The organism is Streptomyces sp. JLBG701 (assembly GCF_058544905.1).
The window spans coordinates 5,446,722-5,464,836 of record NZ_CM178588.1 but is presented as its reverse complement, the minus strand read 5'-3'; the positions used below and the strand labels follow the sequence as shown (position 1 = coordinate 5,464,836).

Annotated in this window: 9 protein-coding genes and 3 rRNA genes; 7 read left to right on the top strand and 5 right to left on the bottom strand. The window is 66.3% G+C overall.

Annotation, left to right across the window (positions count from 1 at the left end; all coding sequences use genetic code 11):
- Positions 1-2: 2 nt before the first annotated feature.
- Together AC5DRG_RS25060 and AC5DRG_RS25055 are read right to left on the bottom strand one after the other, a co-directional pair.
- Positions 3-1,949, bottom strand: coding sequence for a sigma-70 family RNA polymerase sigma factor (locus AC5DRG_RS25060; protein WP_491812879.1), 1,947 nt, complete (start codon positions 1,947-1,949; stop codon positions 3-5).
- A gap of 304 nt (positions 1,950-2,253) precedes the next feature.
- Positions 2,254-3,030 (bottom strand): TetR/AcrR family transcriptional regulator, encoded by a 777-nt coding sequence (locus tag AC5DRG_RS25055; RefSeq protein WP_491812878.1) that lies wholly within the window; start codon positions 3,028-3,030, stop codon positions 2,254-2,256.
- Between the two features lie 382 nt (positions 3,031-3,412).
- Between AC5DRG_RS25055 and AC5DRG_RS25050 the strand changes: the two genes are divergently transcribed.
- Together AC5DRG_RS25050 and AC5DRG_RS25045 are read left to right on the top strand one after the other, a co-directional pair.
- Entirely contained in the window at positions 3,413-4,792 is a 1,380-nt protein-coding gene (locus tag AC5DRG_RS25050) for an NAD(P)/FAD-dependent oxidoreductase (protein ID WP_491813146.1), read from the top strand.
- Positions 4,793-4,923: 131 nt separating this feature from the next.
- On the top strand, positions 4,924-6,573 hold the full coding sequence (locus AC5DRG_RS25045; protein WP_491812877.1) for an ATP-binding SpoIIE family protein phosphatase: 1,650 nt from the start codon (positions 4,924-4,926) through the stop codon (positions 6,571-6,573).
- A 103-nt stretch (positions 6,574-6,676) separates the two neighbouring features.
- On the opposite strand, the gene AC5DRG_RS25040 is transcribed toward AC5DRG_RS25045, so the two are convergent.
- Positions 6,677-7,954, bottom strand: a complete 1,278-nt coding sequence (locus AC5DRG_RS25040; protein WP_491813145.1) for an MFS transporter — start codon at positions 7,952-7,954, stop codon at positions 6,677-6,679.
- A gap of 135 nt (positions 7,955-8,089) precedes the next feature.
- On the opposite strand from AC5DRG_RS25040, the gene AC5DRG_RS25035 reads away from it, so the two are divergent.
- From AC5DRG_RS25035 to AC5DRG_RS25015, 5 genes are all read left to right on the top strand, one after another.
- Positions 8,090-8,644 (top strand): MarR family winged helix-turn-helix transcriptional regulator, encoded by a 555-nt coding sequence (locus AC5DRG_RS25035; protein WP_491812876.1) that lies wholly within the window; start codon positions 8,090-8,092, stop codon positions 8,642-8,644.
- 649 nt (positions 8,645-9,293) lie between these two features.
- A 16S ribosomal RNA gene (locus tag AC5DRG_RS25030) occupies positions 9,294-10,821 on the top strand.
- 317 nt (positions 10,822-11,138) lie between these two features.
- Positions 11,139-14,259: ribosomal RNA gene (locus AC5DRG_RS25025) — 23S ribosomal RNA — on the top strand.
- 93 nt (positions 14,260-14,352) lie between these two features.
- Positions 14,353-14,469: ribosomal RNA gene (gene rrf, locus AC5DRG_RS25020) — 5S ribosomal RNA — on the top strand.
- The 16S, 23S and 5S rRNA genes sit together here, the layout of an rRNA operon.
- Positions 14,470-14,540: 71 nt before the next feature.
- Positions 14,541-15,083, top strand: a complete 543-nt coding sequence (locus AC5DRG_RS25015) for a GNAT family N-acetyltransferase (protein ID WP_491812875.1) — start codon at positions 14,541-14,543, stop codon at positions 15,081-15,083.
- 9 nt (positions 15,084-15,092) lie between these two features.
- Here the strand turns inward: AC5DRG_RS25015 and AC5DRG_RS25010 are convergent, their stop codons facing one another.
- Both AC5DRG_RS25010 and AC5DRG_RS25005 read right to left on the bottom strand, forming a co-directional pair.
- Positions 15,093-16,658 (bottom strand): type IV secretory system conjugative DNA transfer family protein, encoded by a 1,566-nt coding sequence (locus AC5DRG_RS25010; protein ID WP_491813144.1) that lies wholly within the window; start codon positions 16,656-16,658, stop codon positions 15,093-15,095.
- Between the two features lie 23 nt (positions 16,659-16,681).
- A complete protein-coding gene (locus AC5DRG_RS25005; RefSeq protein WP_491812874.1) occupies positions 16,682-18,109 on the bottom strand; it encodes an ATP-binding protein in 1,428 nt (475 codons plus the stop codon).
- Positions 18,110-18,115: the final 6 nt, after the last annotated feature.

The following is an 18,115-nucleotide window of genomic DNA, read 5'->3' as shown; positions in this document are numbered from 1 at the left end:
CCCTAGGAACAGGTGAACTTCGACTCCGCCCAGTCCGCGAGCGCCAGGGTGTCGAAGCTGCTGTGCGGATCCACCGCGAGCCGTACTGTCTTGCGGCCGGTGAGGTTGACATGGACGGGGACCGCCGCGTTCCCGCCCTCGATCATCCCGGACTTCCAGAGCTGGACGCCGTCGGCGTAGACGGAGAAGTAGAGCTTGCCGAGCCCCAGGTTGAGGTCGTCGACGCCGACCATCGCGTCGTAGGCGGAGCACTCGCGGTTGAGGTCGATGGTGACGGAGGACTGGCCGTGGACGGTCACTCCGTGCGCGTACTGCTTGCCGGCGATCGACACTCCGTACCGCTGCCACACCCAGCTGCTCTCGGCGAGCCGCATCTCGGGGCCCGTGCCGTCGCCGTTGACGTTGTAGACCAGCTCGCTCCACTGGTAGACGGCCGGGGCGGGCGGCGGCGTGGGGGTCGGTGTGGGAGTGGGTGTCGGCTTCGGTGTCGGCTTCGGCGTCGGTTTCGGGGTGGGGGAAGGCGTCGGAGTCGGGGTCGGGGTGGGCGTCGGCCGGGGTGTCGGAGTGTGGGTGGGCGTCGGCGTCGGGGTCGTCGCGGGTGCGATCACCGGCGGCTTCGGCTCGGGTTCCTTCTTCGGGGGCGCCGGCGTGGGCGATTGCGGCTCGACGGCCGGCGCGGACGCGGGCGGCTCGGCCACCGGATCCTTGGGTGAGTTGTCGTCGCCCATCAGCGCGAGGGCCACCGCCGCCGCGGCCGCCGCGGCGACCACACCGGCCGCGATGCCGGCCTTCACCGGCGCTCCCAGCCCCTCGGAGGCAGCCGCACCGCCTCCCGCGCCCGCCCCGCCGGACGAGCCGCCGCTCGCCGCGGCGGCCGCCCCCGCGGCGCCCGCCGCTCCGGCTCCGGTGCCTCCCGCGATGAATGCCGCCACCTTGGCGTACCCGGCGGCGCCGAACCAGCCGATGACCGCGATCGGTACGACGGCGGGGATGCCGCTGGCGACTTCCTTGATCTGCCCGGCGACCAGCCGGCACTTGGCGCACTCCTCCAGGTGCTTGCGCAGGCCCCGTTCGGCGCGGGTGCGCAGGCCGCCGCGGGCGTAGGCGCCGAGCCGGTCGGCGTAGCGGGCGCACTCCTCGTCGGTGGCGAGGGTGGCGCTGACATGGGCCTGGAGGTAGGCCTGCTTGAGGCCCTCGCGGGCGCGGCTGGCGAGCACGCGCGTGCCGTTGGCGTCGAGCCCGAAGAGCGTGGCGACCTCGCTCGGCGACTCGTCCTCGACCTCGGTGTGCCACAGCACGGCCTGCCACCGCTCCGGCAGCGACCGGAAGGCCTGCATGGCCATGGACTGCTCGGCCTCGTGCATCGCGCGCACATCGGCGCCCAGGTCGAGTGCGTCGTCGTCGGACACCTCGGACACCCGGGCGGCCTGTGACGCGAACACCGCGAAGTCGTCGACCAGTTGCTCGCGCTTGGCGGACTTCGTCCAGTTGGCGGCGACGCGGCGGACGGTGGTGAGCAGATAGGCGCGTACGGCGTACTTGGGCCCGGAGCCGCCGCGTACCGCCTGAAGCATGCGGGCGAAGACCTCGGCGGTGAGGTCGTCCGCGGTGTGGGCGTCGCGGCAGCAGGTGCGTGCGTAGCGGCGCACGGCGTCCGCGTGGCGCCGGTACAGCTCCTCGTACGCCGTGTCGTCGCCCGCGCGCATCCGCTCGATCAGCGAGGCGTCGCCCGGTGGCAGCTCCACCGGCGGCGTCAGGACCCCGTCGTCGCGCCAGTCGCGCTGTGCCGGGACGCTGCCCTCGGCCGGAACACCGGCCGCCACCGGCTCTCCGGCCGGCGGGACCGGGACATCTGCCCGTCCCCCCTGACTCGGCACCTGTGGCGAGGCCAGCCCGCCGGCCTCCGCCTCACCGTCACCGAGTGACTCGTCCCGCCCGTCAACGCCCATCGCGGAAAGCCCCCGCCGCTGCCCAACCAGTCCCGAACACCGGGTCAGAGTGCCATATTGGCTTTTGGTCAGGACCCCGCAGTGCGGGCCTTCCACTCGTCCGTGGGGACTTGCCGCAACCGAGTACTAGCCGTCACCCATATGGGGAAGGCTCAACTGGCGCTCCTGGAGAGGGAGTTGGCCAGTGGGTCCGAAATGCCCGACATGTCGCGAGAGTTCGGGTAGTGCACGCGGGTGACGCAGCACCCACGCCCACCGTCACCTCTTCGAGCCACAGGTCACTCTTCGAGACACCGGTCGCGCCTCACACCGGCCGCGACCGCAGCCCCTCCAGCAGGATGTCCAGCAGTCGCGCCGACGCGGCCGCCTGCTGCGCCGCGTCCGGCAGCGAGGGCGCCGCCGTCGCGATCACCAGCAGTACGTCCGACACCGACACGTCCGGCCGCAGCTCGCCCGCCGCACGCGCCCGGTCCACGAGCTGTCCCACGACCTCAAGCAGTGCCGCCGCCCCCGTGCCGTCCCCGACGAGCGCCGACTCCTCGGACACCAGCCGCAGCTCACCCGAGCCCGGCTGCGTCCGCTGCTGCGGCACCCGCGCGTCGTCGAGCACGGAACCGTCGCCGTCGACCTCGTCCGCCACGCCGACCCGCAGCACCTGCGGCGGCAGCAGCCGCCCGGCGCCGGAGGCCACCGACGTCCGCAGGAAGCGCGACAGCGCCGACCACGGCTCGTCCTCCTGGCCGAGCGCCGAACGCGCCTGGTCGGTCAGCCGGGAGGTCTCCTCCTCGGCTATCCGCCGCACCAGGACGTCCTTGCTCGGGAAGCGCCGGTACACCGTGCCGACACCGACCCGCGCCCGCCGCGCCACGTCCTCCATCGGCGCGCCGTACCCCAGCTCGCCGAAGACCTCGCGCGCCGCACGCAGTACGTGCTCCAGATTGCGCTGTGCGTCCACGCGCAGCGGCGTCGTCCGCGACACATCCCCGCGTCCGTTGCCCGCCGCCGCGCTCACCGCTCCGCTCATCGGCCCGCCGGATGTGACGGCAGACGCGGAAGCCCAATGATGGTCCTGAATGTGCATACGTGTTCCCCCGGTAATGACGTCTCCCCCCGGAGACTCTCCCCGCCATCGGCAGCCGGGGCGCTGGGAACAAGCCCGGTTCACCGCCCGCCCGTCGCGGACCGTGGACCCGAAGAGCGCATCCCCCTACACCCCGTCGACACACGAACATAGTTGAGTGGGGGTCAATTCAGAAGGGGCACGTTCCGCACGGAGCGCCCCCCGATCGGAGTACGGGTCGTATACGTCCCGATTGCGCCCCCTCCAAGCCCCCGGCTCACACCAGCTGACCTGCAATCCTTCCGCGCACTCCGGCGATTCGGCCAACCCCGGACACCGCCGCCGACCGGTCACACAAATTGTCGGGGCTGTGGACAAACGCAAGCGCTGGGTGCGTCATGGGGTGGTGAAGGAACGTGCGCGCATTCTCGTTGTCGGCGGTGGCTACGTCGGGATGTACACGGCCCTGCGCCTCCAGAAGAGGCTGAAGCAGGAACTCCGCCGGGGCGAGGCCGAGATCACGGTGGTCACACCCGACCCGTACATGACGTACCAGCCGTTCCTCCCCGAAGCGGCGGCCGGCAACATCTCCCCCCGCCATGTCGTCGTACCGCTGCGCCGCGTCCTCGACCGGTGCCGGATCATCATCGGCGAGGCCACGGCCATCGACCACGCCAAGCGCACCGCGACCCTCACCACCATCGCCACCGAGGAGGAAGGCACGGGCGCCGAGCAGCTGTCGTACGACGAACTCGTCCTCGCCCCCGGCTCGATCGCGCGCACCCTCCCGATCCCCGGGCTCGCCGACTACGCCATCGGTTTCAAGACGGTCGAGGAAGCCATCGGCCTGCGCAACCACGTCATCGAGCAGATGGACATCGCCTCCTCCACCCGCGACCCCGCGATCCGCGACGCGGCCCTCACCTTCGTCTTCGTGGGCGGCGGCTACGCCGGCGTCGAAGCCCTCGGCGAGCTGGAGGACATGGCCCGCTACACCGCGCGGTACTACCACAACATCAAGCCCGACGACATGAAGTGGATCCTCGTCGAGGCCTCGGACCGCATCCTGCCCGAGGTCGGCGAGGAAATGGGCCGCTACACCGTCACCGAACTGCGCCGCCGCAACATCCACGTCCTCCTGCAAACCCGCCTCGAATCCTGCGCGGACCGCGTGGCCGTACTGTCCGACGGACAGCGCTTCCCGACCCGTACGGTCGTGTGGACGGCCGGTGTGAAACCCCACCCGATCCTTGCCGCCACCGACCTCCCGCTGAACGAGCGCGGACGGCTGAAATGCACCCCTCAGCTCACCGTAGAAGGCGCCACGCACGCGTGGGCGGCCGGAGACGCCGCCGCCGTCCCGGACGTCACCGCGCGGGAGCCCGGCAAGGAAACCGCGCCCAACGCCCAGCACGCCGTCCGCCAGGCCAAGGTCCTCGGCGACAACATCGCGCACTCACTGCGCGGCGAGCCGCTCGAAACGTATGCCCATAAGTACGTAGGTTCGGTCGCGTCCCTCGGCCTGCACAAAGGCGTCGCGCACGTCTACGGACGCAAGCTGAAGGGCTACCCTGCCTGGTTCATGCACCGCGTCTACCACCTCAGCAGGGTTCCCACCTTCAACCGCAAGGCCCGCGTGCTCGCCGAATGGACGCTGGCGGGACTGTTCAAGAGGGAGATCGTCTCCCTCGGTTCGCTCGAACATCCCCGAGCGGAGTTCGAACTCGCGGCCGGTGGAAAGCCTCCTCAAGAGCCGAATCAGGACCCGAAGGGGTCGACCTGACCGGACCGAGGAACTCCACCGACCGCACCGGCGTCTGACGGATGTCGGCCCGGTCGGCCACACTGCCAGACTGGTCCACGACCTTGGGCGGGCCACCACCCGCCCACAGAACCCACGAGGCTTCCCCCACTGTGAACTTCACGCGCTGGAGCGCCCGGCTCCCCGGAACGCAGCGCCGCGCCGCAGCGCGGACCGATCACGCGGTCACCCCGGACCGGCGGGGGGAAGGCTCCGTGCCCGCGGCCCGCGTCGAGCAGCTCACCGACGACCCGCCCTGCGTGCCCGCCGTCGACGAACTCCCGGTCCGCGACGTCCTCGACCGTGTCCCGGCCCTCGTCGCCCTCGTCCACGGCCCCGACCACCGTCTCGCCTACGTCAACGACGCCTACACGGCGGCCTTCGGCGTACGCCCGGTCGGCGAACCGGCCCGCGGGGCGCTCCCGGAGCTGGACGAACTCGGCCTGCTCCCCCTCCTCGACCAGGTCCTGCGCAGCGGCAAGCCCCGCACGGTCAAGTCCCGCAAGGCCCCCGGCGGCCGCTACTACACCTTCACCTGCACCCCGGTCACCGAAGGCGACGGCGGCGTGCTCGTCTTCGCCACCGACGTCACCGACCACGCCGAGGCCGCCGAACGCCTCCGCACCAGCGAACGCCGCCAGCGCGAAACAGCCGTCACCCTCCAGCGCTCCCTCCTCCCACAGGAGCTGGAGGAACCCGACGACCTGCGCATCGCCGCCACCTACCAGCCAGGCGGCACCGAGGCCGCCGTCGGCGGCGACTGGTACGACGTGATCACACTCGGCGGCGGCCGCACGGCCCTCGTCATCGGCGACGTCATGGGCAGAGGCGTAAGGGCGGCCGCGGTCATGGGCCAACTCCGCACGGCGGTCCGCGCGTACGCCCGCCTCGACCTCCCCCCGCACGAGATCCTCCAGCTCCTCGACGGCCTCGCCACCGAGATCGACGCCAACCAGATCGCCACCTGCGTGTACGCCATCCACGACCCCAACGAGGGCCGGCTGGTGTACGCCTCTGCGGGCCACCTCCCGATCCTCGTCCGCGACGAGAGCGGCACGGTCGTACGCGCCGACGAACCGACCGGCCCCCCGCTGGGCACGGGCGGCTGGATCCACACCTCGGGCTCGGTCCCGCTCAGCCCCGGCTCCACGGCGGTCCTCTACACGGACGGCCTGGTGGAACGCCGCAACGAGGACCTGGACGAGGGCATCGCCTCCCTGGAGCGGGCCCTGTCCGGCGCCACGGGCACGCCCCAGGTCGTCTGCGACCGCCTGGTCCGCTCGGCGGGCGTCACGGCCGACCACGACGACGACGTGGCCGTCCTGGTCCTGCAACACCCGGCCCGCACGGGCCCCGACAGCGACCTGTTCCGCAACGCCGCCCTGGAACTCCTCGGCGGAGTGGAAGCGGCCCCACGCGCGCGTGCCTTCGCCTCCGGCGTGCTGACCAGCTGGCGGTTCCCTGCGGACCTGCACGACCTGGGCGTCCTGGCGGCCAGCGAACTGGTCGCGAACTCCCTCCAGCACGGCACACCCCCCATGCGCCTCCGCCTCCGCCGCACCAACCGCCGCCTGATCATCGAGGTCACCGACGGCGACGACCACCTCCCCCGCCGCCGCCGAGCGGAACCGGGCGACGAATCAGGCCGAGGCATCGCCATCGTCGCCACGATCGCCACGGCCTGGGGTTCGCGACGGACACCGGGTGGCGGCAAGGCGGTGTGGTGCGAGTTCGCGCTGCCGAAGGGCGGAGGGGCTGACTAGCCCGTCCGGCGTTTGAGGACGAGGCCCGTTCAGGGCCGATAGTGGGGTCTGGGGGCGCAGCCCCCAGGGATGGGACGGGTAGGGGCGGCGGGGGCGAAAAAACTCAGGCGTGCGCACGAGCCGACCCGGTAGCCGAAGGCCTGCCCTGCGCAACCACCCGACTCTTCGCAAGCCAAGGCCGATCCTGCACATCCGTGAGCTGCCGCCCCAGCCGCAACGCGAGGCAAGTGATCCCCAGCGAGAACAGCAGGAACGTCACGACGTACGGCGCATGCAGCGAGGCCCCCATAGGCCCACCCACAGCCGGCCCCACGGCCAGCGCAAGCTGCTTCACGAGGGCGAAAGCGGAGTTGTACTGCCCCGCCATCCCACCCGGCGCAAGATCGGCGACCAGCGGAGCCACGGTCGGCGACAACATCGCCTCCCCCAGCCCGAACAGCGCATACGTCGACACGAACGCCGCCGTAGCCATGGCCTGACTGCCATGCCCGAGCCCCGCATACCCGGCGACAACCCACGCGAACGCCCAGATGAGCCCCACGGCCGCGATCACCCGCGACCGCTTCCGCCGCTCGACGAACCGCAACACGGCGAACTGCGCGACGACGATCACCGCGGTGTTGGCGGCAAGAGCGGTCCCCAACGCGGACGTCGAAATCCCGGCGGCCTCGACCCCGTACGCGGCCAGCCCCGACTCGAACTGCCCGTAGCAGGCGAAGAACAGCACAAAACCCAGCACGCACAACTGCACCATCGCCCGATTCCCGAGCAGCCGCTTCCAGGACCCCTTGGCGGACTGCGCCGGAGCGTCCCCGATACGCGGCGAGTGCGGCATCCGCACCGTCGACATCACCACGGCCAGCAGCAGAAACATCGCCGCCTCGATCGAGAACAGCACTGTGAACGAGGAGGCGCTGGTCGTGTCGACGAGGTGACCACCGATCAGCCCGCCGACACCGAGCCCCAGGTTCTGCAGAAAGAACTGCGTGGCGAACGCCCGCGAGCGAGTGTCGGCCGTAGAGCAGTCCACGATCATGGTCGCGAGCGCCGGCTGCATCACGGCCTGCCCGGCCCCGAGCGCGGCGGCGGACAACAGCACGGTGGTCCCGTTGCCGGCGAGCCCAAGGCTCAGCGCTCCCAGAGCGGCGGTGACCAGGGCGGCAAGCAGAACCGGCAGCGGGCCACGCCGGACGATGGCCCGCCCGGCGAACGGCAGCACGATCAACGCGGCCACGGCGAAGACGGCGAGCACCAGACCCGCCGTCGCAGAGCCAAGGCCCCTGACCTGCGCCACATAGACGTACAGGTAGGGGACTGTGAAGCCGAGCCCGAAGGTGCTGAGTGCGTTGCCCACATGGATCCGGCGCATCGCTGCGCCCATCGCCCTGGTCACGTTCACCTCAATCAGTAGTCAGAGTCAGTAGTTAGGACTGAAGACTTCGAAACTAAAGTTCGAAGCTAAAGAGTACACAGAGAAGGACTTCAACACCAAGCACGCCCGTGCCATACTTCGCCCATGGCCGACACAACAGGCGCCGGCGTCAGCGAACCGACACTCGAAGAGCAGATCGCCGCCTATCGGCGCGAGTTCCAGGACCTCGACCCCCAGGTCGAGAAGATCGTCTCGGCGCTCTCCCGCCTGAACCGCCGCATGAACGTCGCGTACGGCCGTCAGACCGCCGCCCTTGGCATCAGCAGCGCCGACTGGGAGGTCCTCAAGGCCCTCGTCGTTTCCGGCGCCCCCTACCGCATGGGCCCCAGCGACCTGGCCAAGCGCCTCGGCCTGACGCCGGCCGCGATGACCCACCGGATCGACCGGATGGTCGCCGAGAGCCTGGTCACCAGGGAGCGCGACGAGTCCAACCGCGTTCGCGTGATCGTGGAGCTGACGCCGGAGGGCCGCGAGAAGTGGCTGGAGGTCATGCGGCTGGCCTCGGGCTTCGAGGAGGACCTGCTCCAGGACCTCTCGGACCAGGAGCGCGCGGTCCTCGGCGAGGTCCTCACTCGCCTGCTCCGCAGGGTGGAAGACGCCCAGCCCGACGCCGGCGGGCGTCTCAGCGACCTGGACTGAACAAAAAGATCTTGACAGGTGAGGTTGACGTCCACCTCCTGGATGCGTAGAGTTCTTCGGGTTGCCACGGAGCCGGAACGGTTCTGCGAAGACACTCAGCCGCATCAGCGGCAACCCAAACCATCAGCACGATCTCCCAACGGGACTGAATTCGGCGTGCCCGAATTCAATTCGATTTGGGGCTCGTCGGCCCCGGTCCACTCGATTGGGAATCTCCGAGCGGATCCGCTAAGGTTTGAAACGTCGGAACGGCCCAACGGCCGGGAAGACAAGCCCCCTCTGACTGGGAATCAGGCCCGAAAGGATCTGATAGAGTCGGACGCGCCGGAAAGGGAAACGCGAGAGCGGGAACCTGGAAAGCACCGAGGAAATCGGATCGGAAAACGGTCTGATAGAGTCGGAAACGCAAGACCGAAGGGAAGCGCCCGGAGGAAAGCCCGAGAGGGTGAGTACAAAGGAAGCGTCCGTTCCTTGAGAACTCAACAGCGTGCCAAAAATCAACGCCAGATATGTTGATACCCCGTCCATCGGATTCTTCCGGTGGCGAGGTTCCTTTGAAGAAAACACAGCGAGGACGCTGTGAACGGCCGGGCTTATTCCGCCTGGCTGTTCCGCTCTCGTGATGTGTGCACCGGATTACCGGTAAACATTCACGGAGAGTTTGATCCTGGCTCAGGACGAACGCTGGCGGCGTGCTTAACACATGCAAGTCGAACGATGAACCGCTTCGGTGGGGATTAGTGGCGAACGGGTGAGTAACACGTGGGCAATCTGCCCTGCACTCTGGGACAAGCCCTGGAAACGGGGTCTAATACCGGATAACACCGTCTCGGGCATCTGGGATGGTTGAAAGCTCCGGCGGTGCAGGATGAGCCCGCGGCCTATCAGCTTGTTGGTGAGGTAGTGGCTCACCAAGGCGACGACGGGTAGCCGGCCTGAGAGGGCGACCGGCCACACTGGGACTGAGACACGGCCCAGACTCCTACGGGAGGCAGCAGTGGGGAATATTGCACAATGGGCGAAAGCCTGATGCAGCGACGCCGCGTGAGGGATGACGGCCTTCGGGTTGTAAACCTCTTTCAGCAGGGAAGAAGCGCAAGTGACGGTACCTGCAGAAGAAGCGCCGGCTAACTACGTGCCAGCAGCCGCGGTAATACGTAGGGCGCAAGCGTTGTCCGGAATTATTGGGCGTAAAGAGCTCGTAGGCGGTCTGTCGCGTCGGATGTGAAAGCCCGGGGCTTAACCCCGGGTCTGCATTCGATACGGGCAGACTAGAGTGTGGTAGGGGAGATCGGAATTCCTGGTGTAGCGGTGAAATGCGCAGATATCAGGAGGAACACCGGTGGCGAAGGCGGATCTCTGGGCCATTACTGACGCTGAGGAGCGAAAGCGTGGGGAGCGAACAGGATTAGATACCCTGGTAGTCCACGCCGTAAACGGTGGGAACTAGGTGTTGGCGACATTCCACGTCGTCGGTGCCGCAGCTAACGCATTAAGTTCCCCGCCTGGGGAGTACGGCCGCAAGGCTAAAACTCAAAGGAATTGACGGGGGCCCGCACAAGCAGCGGAGCATGTGGCTTAATTCGACGCAACGCGAAGAACCTTACCAAGGCTTGACATACGCCGGAAAGCATCAGAGATGGTGCCCCCCTTGTGGTCGGTGTACAGGTGGTGCATGGCTGTCGTCAGCTCGTGTCGTGAGATGTTGGGTTAAGTCCCGCAACGAGCGCAACCCTTGTTCTGTGTTGCCAGCATGCCCTTCGGGGTGATGGGGACTCACAGGAGACCGCCGGGGTCAACTCGGAGGAAGGTGGGGACGACGTCAAGTCATCATGCCCCTTATGTCTTGGGCTGCACACGTGCTACAATGGCAGGTACAATGAGCTGCGATGCCGTGAGGCGGAGCGAATCTCAAAAAGCCTGTCTCAGTTCGGATTGGGGTCTGCAACTCGACCCCATGAAGTCGGAGTTGCTAGTAATCGCAGATCAGCATTGCTGCGGTGAATACGTTCCCGGGCCTTGTACACACCGCCCGTCACGTCACGAAAGTCGGTAACACCCGAAGCCGGTGGCCCAACCCCCTTGCGGGGAGGGAGCTGTCGAAGGTGGGACTGGCGATTGGGACGAAGTCGTAACAAGGTAGCCGTACCGGAAGGTGCGGCTGGATCACCTCCTTTCTAAGGAGCACTTCTCACTCGGACTTGTCCGGGTCAGAGGCCACTACGCAGGCAAACGTTCTGCGGTGGTTGCTCATGGGTGGAACGTTGATTATTCGGTCTGGTTCACGGGTCGGAGGCTGCAAGTACTGCCCTCGCAAGAGGGCGTGGAAAGCATGATCTTCGGGCGGGACCGGGTCGGGCACGCTGTTGGGTGTCTGAGGGTACGGCCGATGAGGCTGCCTTCAGTGCCGACCCCGGTAAAGCACCACGCTAGGTGGTGTGTGACGGGTGGTTGGTCGTTGTTTGAGAACTGCACAGTGGACGCGAGCATCTGTGGCCAAGTTTTTAAGGGCGCACGGTGGATGCCTTGGCACCAGGAACCGATGAAGGACGTGGGAGGCCACGATAGTCCCCGGGGAGTCGTCAACCAGGCTTTGATCCGGGGGTTTCCGAATGGGGAAACCCGGCAGTCGTCATGGGCTGTCACCCATACCTGAACACATAGGGTATGTGGAGGGAACGCGGGGAAGTGAAACATCTCAGTACCCGCAGGAAGAGAAAACAACCGTGATTCCGGGAGTAGTGGCGAGCGAAACCGGATGAGGCCAAACCGTATACGTGTGAGACCCGGCAGGGGTTGCGTGTGCGGGGTTGTGGGATCTCTCTTTCACAGTCTGCCGGCTGTGAGACGAGTCAGAAACCGTTGATGTAGGCGAAGGACATGCGAAAGGTCCGGCGTAGAGGGTAAGACCCCCGTAGTCGAAACGTCAGCGGCTCGTTTGAGAGACACCCAAGTAGCACGGGGCCCGAGAAATCCCGTGTGAATCTGGCGGGACCACCCGTTAAGCCTAAATATTCCCTGGTGACCGATAGCGGATAGTACCGTGAGGGAATGGTGAAAAGTACCGCGGGAGCGGAGTGAAATAGTACCTGAAACCGTGTGCCTACAAGCCGTGGGAGCGTCGGGATGGAGCTTGCTCCGTCCTCGTGACTGCGTGCCTTTTGAAGAATGAGCCTGCGAGTTTGCGGTGTGTTGCGAGGTTAACCCGTGTGGGGAAGCCGTAGCGAAAGCGAGTCCGAACAGGGCGGTACAGTAGCGCGCTCAAGACCCGAAGCGGAGTGATCTAGCCATGGGCAGGTTGAAGCGGAGGTAAGACTTCGTGGAGGACCGAACCCACCAGGGTTGAAAACCTGGGGGATGACCTGTGGTTAGGGGTGAAAGGCCAATCAAACTCCGTGATAGCTGGTTCTCCCCGAAATGCATTTAGGTGCAGCGTCGTGTGTTTCTTGCCGGAGGTAGAGCACTGGATAGGCGATGGGCCCTACCGGGTTACTGACCTTAGCCAAACTCCGAATGCCGGTAAGTGAGAGCGCGGCAGTGAGACTGTGGGGGATAAGCTCCATGGTCGAGAGGGAAACAGCCCAGAGCATCGACTAAGGCCCCTAAGCGTACGCTAAGTGGGAAAGGATGTGGAGTCGCAGAGACAACCAGGAGGTTGGCTTAGAAGCAGCCACCCTTGAAAGAGTGCGTAATAGCTCACTGGTCTAGTGATTCCGCGCCGACAATGTAGCGGGGCTCAAGCGTACCGCCGAAGTCGTGTCATTCCAGCAATACGCCCAACGGCGGCTGGGATGGGTAGGGGAGCGTCGTGTGCCGGGTGAAGCCGCAGCGGAAGCTAGTGGTGGACGGTTCACGAGTGAGAATGCAGGCATGAGTAGCGATACACACGTGGGAAACGTGTGCGCCGATTGACTAAGGGTTCCTGGGTCAAGCTGATCTGCCCAGGGTAAGTCGGGACCTAAGGCGAGGCCGACAGGCGTAGTCGATGGATAACCGGTTGATATTCCGGTACCCGCTGTGAAGCGTCAAACATTGAACCAGGCGATGCTAAGTCCGTGAAGCCGCCCCGGAGCCTTCGGGCAAGGGGGAGTGGTGGAGCCGACGGACCAGACCTGCAGTAGGTGAGTGATGGGGTGACGCAGGAAGGTAGTCCAGCCCGGGCGGTGGTTGTCCCGGGGTAAGGGTGTAGGACGTCAGGTAGGTAAATCCGCCTGGCACATAGTCTGAGACCTGATGCCGAGCCGATTGTGGTGAAGTGGATGATCCTATGCTGTCGAGAAAAGCCTCTAGCGAGTTTCATGGCGGCCCGTACCCTAAACCGACTCAGGTGGTCAGGTAGAGAATACCGAGGCGTTCGGGTGAACTATGGTTAAGGAACTCGGCAAAATGCCCCCGTAACTTCGGGAGAAGGGGGGCCATCACTGGTGAGGGGACTTGCTCTCCGAGCTGGGGGTGGCCGCAGAGACCAGCGAGAAGCGACTGTTTACTAAAAACACAGGTCCGTGCGAAGCCGTAAGGCGATGTATACGGACTGACGCCTGCCCGGTGCTGGAACGTTAAGGGGACCGGTTAGTCAAGATTCGTCTTGGCGAAGCTGAGAACTTAAGCGCCAGTAAACGGCGGTGGTAACTATAACCATCCTAAGGTAGCGAAATTCCTTGTCGGGTAAGTTCCGACCTGCACGAATGGCGTAACGACTTCTCGACTGTCTCAACCATAGGCCCGGTGAAATTGCACTACGAGTAAAGATGCTCGTTTCGCGCAGCAGGACGGAAAGACCCCGGGACCTTTACTACAGTTTGATATTGGTGTTCGGTTCGGCTTGTGTAGGATAGCTGGGAGACTTTGAGCTCTGGACGCCAGTTCAGGGGGAGTCGTCGTTGAAATACCAGTCTGGTCGTGCTGGATGTCTAACCTGGGTCCGTGATCCGGATCAGGGACAGTGTCTGATGGGTAGTTTAACTGGGGCGGTTGCCTCCTAAAGAGTAACGGAGGCGCCCAAAGGTTCCCTCAGCCTGGTTGGCAATCAGGTGTTGAGTGTAAGTGCACAAGGGAGCTTGACTGTGAGACCGACGGGTCGAGCAGGGACGAAAGTCGGGACTAGTGATCCGGCGGTGGCTTGTGGAAGCGCCGTCGCTCAACGGATAAAAGGTACCCCGGGGATAACAGGCTGATCTTCCCCAAGAGTCCATATCGACGGGATGGTTTGGCACCTCGATGTCGGCTCGTCGCATCCTGGGGCTGGAGTCGGTCCCAAGGGTTGGGCTGTTCGCCCATTAAAGCGGTACGCGAGCTGGGTTTAGAACGTCGTGAGACAGTTCGGTCCCTATCCGCTGCGCGCGCAGGAATATTGAGAAGGGCTGTCCCTAGTACGAGAGGACCGGGACGGACGAACCTCTGGTGTGCCAGTTGTTCTGCCAAGGGCATGGCTGGTTGGCTACGTTCGGGAGGGATAACCGCTGAAAGCATCTAAGCGGGAAGCCTGCTTCGAGATGAGTATTCCCACCCCCATGAGGGGTTAAGGCTCCCAGTAGACGACTGGGTTGATAGGCCAGATCTGGAAGCCCGGTAACGGGTGGAGGTGACTGGTACTAATAGGCCGAGGGCTTGTCCTCAGTTGCTCGCGTCCACTGTGTTGGTTCTGAAACCACGAACAACCCCGTTGTCACGGTCACGGCAGCGGTGCGGTATTCACAGTTTCATAGTGTTTCGGTGGTCATAGCGTGAGGGAAACGCCCGGTTACATTCCGAACCCGGAAGCTAAGCCTTACAGCGCCGATGGTACTGCAGGGGGGACCCTGTGGGAGAGTAGGACACCGCCGAACAAATATTGCGAAAACCCCCGTACCGTTTATTCGGTACGGGGGTTTTCTGCGTTTCGGATACGGTGGCCTGCATGAACTACAAGATCCGTTCCATACGCGCGAACGAGTGGGCGGTGGCGAAGGAGCTGCGGCTCGTTGCACTGCAGGACCCCGTCGCGCATCTTGCTTTCCTTGAGACGTACGAGGCGGCGGCCGCCCAGCCGGACTCCTTCTACCAGGAGCGGGCCGCAGGGGCCGCAGAGAGCGCCGAAGGGGCTCAGCAGATCATTGCCGAGGGTCCGAACGGTGAGTGGGTCGGGACGGTGACCGTGCTTCTTGAGGAGGCCGGGACGATCGACTGGGCCGGCTTTCCGGTCGAGCGGAAGCAGGGACACCTCGTCGGTGTGTTCGTGCGTCCTGAGTCCCGGGGGATCGGGCTGACCGAGGTGCTCTTCGACGCGGCCCTGGAGTGGGCCTGGGGGCGTGGGGCCGAGCGTGTGCGGCTCATCGTCCACGAGGACAACGAACGGGCCCGGCGGTTCTACGGCAAGGTCGGCTTCGCGCCCACTGGGGTCGTCGTGCCGCTCGGTGATTCCGCGGAGCGCGAGCTGGAGATGGTGATCGAGCCGTCGTAGGCCCGATTGCTACACCGGCAGGTCATGGTTCGGCCAGCGGGCGCGGCCCTGTTCCTGGGACCGGAGCAGGGCCAGGGTCGGTAGGCCCCGGTCCGCTCCGGTGGCCAGTAGCTCCGGGAGCTGGGGAAGCGGAGCCACGGCCGCGACGTCGTCCAGGACGAGCGTCAGTGGTGGGTCGAGGCGACCGGAGGATGACCGTTCGGCCATGTGCCGGCCGCGCTCGACCACGCTTGATGCGAGGGCGGTCAGGAGAGGCATCGCGCCGGGATTGGTCCGGGGGTCCTCGATGGATTCGCCGACCACATAGAGCGTGCCCCCTTCGTCGAGGAAGGAATCCAGCGCGAGGGCGTCGGATCGGTTGGGTGTGCAGGCCTCGCGGACGTTGACGGTGAAGAGGGACGACAGGGCTCGTGTCGTCAACTCCTGGGCGATGTCCCGGCGTTCGGGGTGGCCCGTGAGGGCTGCTTCCAGTTCGCCCGCGGAGCCGGGGGCGGCCTTCGGGTTGGTGCGGAGGGTGCGTACAGCGTCCTGGATCTGGGTTCCCTGGGACCAGCGGTGGACGTGGCGGATGGTTCGGCCGTCTATGGCAGCGGCGTGCAAGTAGCTCCGCAGGAGCGTTTCCGCTACGTCGGCCACCGCCTGGTCGATCTTGGCGGTGGGGCGGATCGGGGTCAGGAGGGCGGCTGCTCTTGCCTGGGCCGTCTGCTTGCTCTCGCAGCCTGTCGTGGGGGGCCAGTGGAGGCGGGCCGGCGTGTCGCAGAGGTGGGTGGGGTCGTAGAGGAGGACCGGGCCCAGTTTTGCTTTGGCGTCCTTTGTGTCCTGCCACAGGGCTGGATTCGACGTGACTACGAGGGTGGGGCCTTCCGCGTCTCGCACTGCCTGGGTTGCGGTGGCTTGGCGGCTTTCCCTTGTGGCTACGAGGATTTTTTCCCACCCGCCCGCCCGTTCGCCGACAAACGGGGATGTGAGGGCGTGGGCCTGGAGCGGAGTCGCGCTGAGTGGTTCCGTCGGGTGAGGCGACGAGATGGGGTGCATCGCCGTCGGCGGCTGCGGCGAGTCGGCATCGGTATGGGGGTAGCCGCCTCGCGGCCCGCTCTCCCGCTGAGCCGCCTCGACGTACGTCCCCTGCTCCGGAGTCTCCCTCGGCATCGGCACCTCGTGCCGGCGGCCCCGGCCCGCCCTCTCCTCCCGTCGTCTCTCCCGCACCGCCCGCCACCTCGCCAGCGTGCCCATCACGAACACGCTCAGGACGAGCAGGATCATCAGCTGGCCGATGAACAGGCCCCAGAACAGGCCCCAGCCTGAGAGCTGGGCCTCCGGTGTCGTCGGCCAGGCGCCGGGTAGGTCGCGGGGTTGGCCGATGAGGTGGCGCATGGCCAGGGGGGTGCGGGTGAAGGTGACCGCGTCCGGCCAGGTGCCCTTGGCGAAGAGGCCGGCCAGGCCTGTCGCCGACCAGACCAGCAGCGTCATGCCCAGGAGGAAGGCGAGTATGCCTACCAACAGGCCGTCGGGGACGCCCCCTTGGCCTCCGTGGGCCTCGCGTTCACGCCGCCGGTCATGGTCGTTCGGTCTCATTGCCATGCCACCGCCACCGCCGTTCACGCCACCGTGGACTCGGAGGAACCGTCGAGGTCGTTCAGGTGCTGTTCCATGAAGGCCGCCGCCCGTTCCTCCGCCTCCAACTCGGCGGCGCGCAGGGCGTCGTGCTCGGCCGTGTGATCGAGGGACGACTCCGTCATCGCGCGGTCGGTGAAGACCAGGGGGCGTTCCGTCTCGGTGACCAGGTGTTTGACCACCTGGACGTTGCCGTTGACGTCCCAGACCGCGATGCCGGGGGTCAGGGTCGGGATGATCTCAACCGCCCAGCGGGGCAGGCCGATGACCCGGCCCGTGGCCCGTGCCTCATCCGTCTTCTGGGCGTAAATCGTCCTGGTCGACGCCATCTTGAGGATCGCCGCGGCCTCCTTCGCGGCGGCCCCGTCCACCACGTCGCTCAGGTGGTGCACCACCGCCACGAACGACAGACCCAGCCGCCGCCCGAACTTCAGCAGCCGCTGGAAGAGTTGGGCCACGAACGGGCTGCTGATGATGTGCCAGGCCTCCTCGACCAGGAAGATGCGCTTCTTCCGGTCGGGGCGGATCCAGGTGTGCTCCAGCCACACGCCGACGATCGCCATCAGGATCGGCATGGCGATGGAGTTGCGGTCGATGTGGGAGAGGTCGAAGACGATGAGGGGAGCGTCCAGGTCGATGCCGACCGTCGTCGGGCCGTCGAACATGCCCCTCAGGTCACCGTCGACGAGACGGTCCAGGACCAGCGCCACGTCCAGGCCCCACGCCCGTACGTCGTCTATGGCGACGTTCATCGCCTCGGCCGACTCCGGCTCGGGGTGTCGTAGCTGCTCGACGATGTCCATCAGGACCGGCTGGCGGTCGACGATCGTCTCGTTGACGTAGGCGTGGGCCACCTTCAGGGCGAAGCCGGAGCGCTCGTCCAGGCCGTGCCCCATCGCGACCTCGATGATGGTGCGGAGCAGGGCGAGTTGGCCCGTCGTCGTGATCGTCGGGTCCAGGGGGTTCAGGCGGATTCCGTGGTCCAGGGCCGCCATCGGGTCAAGGCGGACTGGAGTTATCCCCAACTCCTGTGCGATCAGGTTCCATTCGCCGACGCCGTCCTCGCCCTGGGCGTCGAGGACGACGACCTGGCGGTCGCGGAAGCGGAGTTGGCGCAGGACGTACGTCTTCTCCAGGGCCGACTTGCCGTTGCCGGACTCGCCGAGCACCAGCCAGTGGGGGGCGGGGAGTTGCTGGCCGTACAGCTGGAAGGGGTCGTAGATGTAGCCCTTCCCCGAATACACCTCGCGGCCGATGATGACGCCCGAGTCGCCGAGGCCGGGGGCCGCGGTGGGGAGGTAGACCGCCTGGGCCTGGCCCGTGGAGGTGCGCACCGGGAGGCGGGTCGTCTCGACCTTTCCGAAGAGGAAGGACGTGAAAGCGTCGGTGAGGACAGACAGCGGATCCCGCATCAGCGC

Coding starts and splice junctions, on each gene's coding strand:
- AC5DRG_RS25060 (WP_491812879.1), bottom strand. CDS start 1,949: ATGGGCGTTGACGGGCGGGACGAGTCACTCGGTGACGGTGAGGCGGAG.
- AC5DRG_RS25055 (WP_491812878.1), bottom strand. CDS start 3,030: ATGCACATTCAGGACCATCATTGGGCTTCCGCGTCTGCCGTCACATCC.
- AC5DRG_RS25040 (WP_491813145.1), bottom strand. CDS start 7,954: ATGGGCGCAGCGATGCGCCGGATCCATGTGGGCAACGCACTCAGCACC.
- AC5DRG_RS25035 (WP_491812876.1), top strand. CDS start 8,090: ATGGCCGACACAACAGGCGCCGGCGTCAGCGAACCGACACTCGAAGAG.
- AC5DRG_RS25015 (WP_491812875.1), top strand. CDS start 14,541: ATGAACTACAAGATCCGTTCCATACGCGCGAACGAGTGGGCGGTGGCG.
- AC5DRG_RS25010 (WP_491813144.1), bottom strand. CDS start 16,658: ATGAGACCGAACGACCATGACCGGCGGCGTGAACGCGAGGCCCACGGA.
- AC5DRG_RS25005 (WP_491812874.1), bottom strand. CDS start 18,109: ATGCGGGATCCGCTGTCTGTCCTCACCGACGCTTTCACGTCCTTCCTC.